We start from the raw sequence: 5866 nt of genomic DNA, 5'->3' as shown, positions 1-5866 counted from the left end.
TTAGATTTGAACCGGGCCACCTAACGGGGGCAGACCATGTGTGGTCCCGGGATGAGGTGTGACGGGTCGATCCTGAAGCGCTTGGGCTCTTTCGTCCAGGCGTTGAGGATGAACTCGAAGTGATCCGCCCCCACGAGGTGGTCCGGGTGTGAAGTTAGTGCAGGGTCGGTCTTAGGCACCAAGTCGCGAGAATAAAGCTAGGATGTAGAAGTTTTTGCTACCAAGCGGCAAAACACGCATAAAAAATAATTAGCGACTTGTCCTGCAATCGTCAAGCGATGCGCAAACCTGATGGCTTTCTGCTGAGCCGATTTGCAACCTGCTGCGCCGTCCTATGTGGTTGAGAAGTGATCCTTTAGCATCATTCGGCAAGTACCCCAATCTCTATCCCAGGTGTGATCACAATGGGCGCAGATGTACATCAGCGTATCAGCACGATTTTTCCTATCGAGAGCGCCGCACGACGGGCAGCTCTGCCTAAAACTTGACTGAATGTATTTAAGTCGAATTCCAAGACGCTTTCCTTTATTATAAATCCAATGTTCGAGAGAGGAAATTGCGGCTGTTCTTCTGTACCAATTCGACGCATTCGGCACGAACCCATCTCGACCAGCCTCGATATTGTTATTATTCATTTCAACAATGTCGATTTTGTGCAGCAAAATCTCATTAGCGTCTTTCGAGACGCGTACAGCTAACTCCTGATAAAGCTTATCGCGATGGTTCAAAATCTTTCGAGTGTGATTTCGCTCCCACAAATATAGTCTCTTGTACTCCACGCTCGCATGGCTAATCTGCGCCACAAGCCTCTGATCATAGTCAGAGTCTAGGCTCCACAGTTTGGCGAGACGCCGAAAATCCGAGGGTAGCCGTAGGTTCGCAGGGTCTATGCATGTTTCCCCTACACCCGCTACCTTAGCTTGCTGGAATGGGGTCAACTTACTAACGAGCATTCGTAGGTTGGCGAGCAGGACGTTATGTCTATCTCGAAGCTCGTCAGCGAACCGGAAGGCTTGAACGAGGCGGTTAGATAGCTCGAAGTACTCGGTCTCTCCGGTCGCACGAACGATTGTAGCAACCCGAAGGCCTGTCTTTGTCCTGCGCCAACCGGGATCGATTGCGATAACAGTGGCTGCAGCGGCAGAGCCAAGCTTAATTACTCGCGTGCGCGTGCACACGAAGACCACGCTCCATAGCCAGCGGTCGTCCAGCCGAGCTCGCGAAACAACAACCTCTTTAATTCGGACGTTTTCCGGAAGGGGTCGATGCATGATCATCGGCCAAGTCACCATCCGACGCATCCCGTCCCGAACGAAGATTGTCGCGGTGAATTGGGTGCGTTGGAGTCGCCGCCGCTCACCTCGACTCGAGTGTGACCAAGCATCTGCCGGAACTGGAGCGACCTTAACCTGTATATTCTCGCCGGAAATTAAACTCTCGACGCTGATGCCACCCTGAATTTGATTGGTGAAGCGGCCAGTGCCGTCGAATGGCTCGACGCGCATCACGCCTCTGGTCAGGACAGACACACGGCGTCCCTGCTCGAAAGCCTTAATCACGGCATTGTAGTTGCCCCACCAAAGGCCACTCTGCTGCCGCGCTGCTTTGACCTGATCACGCCGCTCAAGCTCAAGGTTGTTAAGATCATCTTTGAAGTTCTTCCGAGCAACCCTATAAGCCTGTGCAACTTGTATTCTAAGTGCCGTCAATCGACGCTCAGGTGTGCTGCCTGAGTGCTCTTGGCCTGCCCTGGGTATCGACTTATACGTCTCCATCTCCCCAATTGCTGACAAGTCACATGCGGAAAGCGCTCGAATGTGTTCGTCTAAAATTTGTCTAGCGTTTCTGAGATTAGGATCTCGCTCTAGTAGACGGTCGAAGCTAATCCGATACTCGTGTTCGATCTCCACCAGTCTTCCCTTGAAAGCGTGCATACGCTCCAACTCGGATGTGCAATCTTCTGCCCAGTCCAATGGATTGAGCAGTCCATACTGGTGGACAATGACCTCATTCTCGGCGGGTAGAGACTCGTCGTGCATGGCGCCTTTCAAAACTTAAACTAGCGTACTAATGTGGGGAATGATTCACTGTGCTTACCTAAAAAATCAAATGTGACAAAAATCAAGCTGCATATGTAGGCTTTAACTACGTTAGTACAATAGCCGTCACCAACAAAATTTACTGAGATTTATATGTAATGAACAAACAAACGCCGTCAAATAATTTCAGCACCCAGAATTCAAAGAGTACTTGCCGCGCTGGTGCTTAGGTGCAGCCGAGTCCGTTAACCCTACAACATAGAAATGGCTACCAAATTCTATGTAGGGCAGCGCTAGATAAGGCGCAACTTGTTGCCGGCAATGAGTTTCTTGAATTGTGGCGACTCGGCAACACTAACCTAGAAACCGCCTTAGCTGTGGCGATTGCAAGTTGCTGCAGAGGCGACCTTCAAACATACTGGATCCGTGCTGAGAGCATCGCAAGAAGGTGATTTCGGTTCAGTCTGCCGCGAAATGATGCGGACTACATAGAACGTCCTAATGGCTCTGGGGCCTGAAGGGCACTTCTCGGGTCTCAAAGCTTTTGGAGATATCAATGAAGCTCTTAAAGAGCTCCCTGCTTGGGTCAGCTGCGGCGCTCGCCGCAGCTGCGGGAGCGCAAGCAGCCGATCTGCCGGTTAAGAAGGCCGTTCCCGTCGAGTACGTCCGCGTCTGCTCCGCCTACGGAGCCGGCTTCTTTTATATCCCCGGCACCGATACATGCCTTCGCATCTCGGGCCGCGCCCGCTTCGAGATGGGCTACGCTCCGACCGACAGTCGCACGGGCATAGGCAACGGCGATACTGTCGGCTACCGCGGTCTCGCCCGCATCAACCTCGATGCCCGCACCCAGACTGGCTACGGCACGCTGCGCGCCTTCACCCGTCTCGAATTCGCCTCCCGCAGCGGATTCACTCAGGGTTTTCGGTCTGCTACGCAAGAGCGCATCGCTTATGCTTTTGGCGCCACCGGCCAGGACCAGGCTGGCCGCCTACAGCAGTTCGTGAACACCGACAAGGCGTTCATCCAGTTCGCCGGCTTCACCGCCGGTCGCGCCTCCTCGTTCTTCGACTTCTACGCCCACGACTTCGAACTCCACGCCGCTACTGCCGGCTCCGATCTCCAGTCGACCAACCTCCTTGCCTACACAACAAAGCTTGGCACCAGCGGCTTCTCGGCGACCCTGTCGCTCGAAGACCCGCTTTACCGCCGCAACACGATCTACTCGCAAGAATTCGCTACACCTGCACAAGGTTTAAGTGCGGTCGCGCCGCTGCGCGTTCTGGTCACCACCAGCCCGCTCGGCATTCCGACCTTCCAGACCGTCGACGTTTCCCAACGCGGCCGCATGCCCGACTTCGTCGGCGTCCTGCGTTACGATGCTGCCTGGGGTTCAGCTCAGCTCTCGGCTGCCGTCAAGGAGCTGAATACGGGCAACTTCATCGCTGGCTCGACGGTTGCTGGCGCTCTTACGCCTGGCTTCGCTCTTCCTGCTGTCGGTTCGACGGTGCGCCCCCCTTCGGAATACGGTTGGGCGGTTCAGGGTGGCGTGAAGGTCAACCTGCCCTTCATCGCCCCGGGTGACACGCTCTACCTCCAGGGTGCTTATGGCGAAGGCGCTGCCACTTACACCGGCATCACATCCTACAATGGCACCTACGCCTCCTCGGCCACACTCATCAACGGTGCCGCCTTTAATCCCTACCAGTCGGATGCCAGCCTCAACCCAATCACCGGTCAGATCCAGCTCGCCAAGAGCTTCAGCGTCGTCGGCTCGCTTTTGCACTACTGGAGTCCTGAGTGGCGCTCGGCAGTATTCGCTAGCTACTCGGAGAATGAGTACGCTCGCGGTGCACGTCAGGCCAACGCTCTCGCGTATTCTGGTGCTGGCACTGCGGTGCAGAGCAACTTCACCGGCATCGTCGGCACACGCTCCTTCGCGCTCGCCCCCACCCTTCGCGACCAGTACCAGGTCATCGCCGGCGCCAGCCTGATCTGGTCGCCCGTCAAGGATCTCGATATCGGCGTCGAAGGCCTCTACACCAAGATCGGCATGCAGCAGGGCCGGGTCATCGACCAGAGCCGGAACGCTCCGCTCACCGCGGCCCAGATCAACGCTGGCGCCGCTGTCCGGACGGTCACCGCCGACGACACCTACCAGGTCCGCATGCGCGTGCAGCGCGACTTCTAATGCAATAACTGCTTGACAAATAAAATGCTATAAAAGACAATAGGTAGAGACCAAAGTAACTTAACTCGGCCGAAAGGCCGAGTTTTTTTGTTTTTTAGGGTTGAAATCTTTAGGCATAGATTTATATTTGATATTACTCAGATAGCACAATTAGATTACGTCTATCTCTGGTCACTCTAAGCTTCTTAGCTGTTGATAGGGGCCGTGAAAAGCAAGATCAAAGCGCGGCAGCAACAACAATATGCTGGCTGGGTTTGTGAATGTCAGGTCAGCTAGCCATTCGGGAGTGAAATTATGCCTACTCTTTCCATGGCTTTGTTGGCCTTGCGCGTTGTAATGGCTCCAGTCCACGCCGAATAGGATCTGCTTCTGGGTGCCAATGCGACTATGCCCGCGATGACCCAAGCCGAGATGAACCGCGCGGACGTTGAGGCTGATGGCAAGCCAATCTATCTGTCCGACAAGTTTTTGTCCTGCCTCGACCTGTGCCAACTCAACCTCAAGGGCGTGAACCTGCGCACAGTATGTCTCTCTCGCGATACCCGTTGCGGTAGGTGGCGCTCGCCTGACCGCTCATAGCGGCCCACGCCGATCAGACCGTCCACGTCAGCCTCCGTCAGGATCATCTGCAGAACCGTTTCGGCCAGCAGTACCAGTCTGCCGTCGGTCATCGGGGACCCAGCTCAGTTTGAAGGGGCTTGTCGCAAACGCGCGGCGTTTACCCCGTGTTGACCATATAGCCCGCATGGCGCCTCCAATCCTGGATGCCGCCCATGATCCTGTCTGCCATCGCCGCCAAGCTCAAGCAGCGTGCCAAGGCCGACTTCAACGGCCGGCACTACGAGGCGGCCTTGATCGTCCAGGCGGTCTCCTGGTACCTGCGCTACCCGTTGAGCTACCGCGATATCGAGGAACTGTTCCTGGAGCGTGGCCTGGAGGTGGATCACAGCACCCTGAACCGCCGGGTCCTGGCCTACGCGCCGCTGATCGAAAAGCGACTGCGGCAGTTCCGTAAGCCGCACTGCGGCTCAACCCGGATCGACGAGACCTACATCAAGGCCCGCGGCGAGTGGCGCTACCTGTACCGCGCGGTCGACAAGCACGGTAACCCTGTCGACTTCCTGCTGACCGCCAAGCGCGACCTCGATGCGGCCAAACGCTTCTTCCGTAAGATGCTGGCGGATCAGCCGCTGCTCGCCCCTGACCGGATCGGCACGGATGGCGCCAGCACCGAAAGCAAGATCAAGGCGTGGATGCGGCAGCACAAGAGGAGGCGTCCTCGCACGTCCCTAGAGTGGCTGACGCACTTGGAATTTTCCTTGGCGGCGGCCCGAGCCGTCACCGAATGAAACTTAGGGCTTACCCTTTGGCCAGACCAGATTCAGGGGATAGTCAATGGCATCACTGTTGTGAATGAATTTTATCCTGATGTCGTCGGTCGGCAGGCTTGAACGGGCAGCAATGCGTCGCGCATGCTAAGCTTGTGGATCAGCGCAAAGAACGCGGACGACGATGCCGTGATGCGTCGTAAGGAGTCGCGTGTGCTACGCGGACCATTTCGGGGTCGGTACACAGAACGGACCCAGATATACGCTAAGGTTTTGCCGTGCCTTCGACGGCGCGCATCTGGCGAAGC

The 5866-nt window shown here is 56.0% G+C and carries 3 protein-coding genes and 2 pseudogenes; 2 read left to right on the top strand and 3 right to left on the bottom strand.

All coding sequences use genetic code 11. The annotated features are described in order from the left end of the window. Positions 1-332 precede the first annotated feature (332 nt). Complete coding sequence (locus K2Y56_RS14950; protein ID WP_292508936.1) at positions 333-2039, bottom strand: zinc ribbon domain-containing protein; 1707 nt, start codon at positions 2037-2039, stop codon at positions 333-335. Between the two features lie 556 nt (positions 2040-2595). On the opposite strand from K2Y56_RS14950, the gene K2Y56_RS14945 reads away from it, so the two are divergent. Next, positions 2596-4230, top strand: a complete 1635-nt coding sequence (locus tag K2Y56_RS14945; RefSeq protein ID WP_292508933.1) for a porin — start codon at positions 2596-2598, stop codon at positions 4228-4230. 171 nt (positions 4231-4401) lie between these two features. On the opposite strand, the gene K2Y56_RS14940 is transcribed toward K2Y56_RS14945, so the two are convergent. After that, positions 4402-4722: a hypothetical protein gene (locus tag K2Y56_RS14940; RefSeq protein ID WP_292508930.1), complete on the bottom strand. Its 321-nt coding sequence runs from the start codon at positions 4720-4722 to the stop codon at positions 4402-4404. A gap of 31 nt (positions 4723-4753) precedes the next feature. Next, positions 4754-4877, bottom strand: a pseudogene (locus K2Y56_RS14935) (transposase); the annotation flags it as partial. Positions 4878-5003: 126 nt separating this feature from the next. On the opposite strand from K2Y56_RS14935, the pseudogene K2Y56_RS14930 reads away from it, so the two are divergent. Then, a pseudogene (locus K2Y56_RS14930) lies at positions 5004-5480 on the top strand (IS6 family transposase); the annotation flags it as partial. Positions 5481-5866: the final 386 nt, after the last annotated feature.

It is taken from the genome of Methylobacterium sp., from assembly GCF_019745455.1.
Classification (GTDB): Bacteria; Pseudomonadota; Alphaproteobacteria; order Rhizobiales; family Beijerinckiaceae; genus Methylobacterium.
The sequence above is the reverse complement of the archived record's forward strand: the minus strand, read 5'-3'. Positions and strand labels throughout refer to the sequence as shown.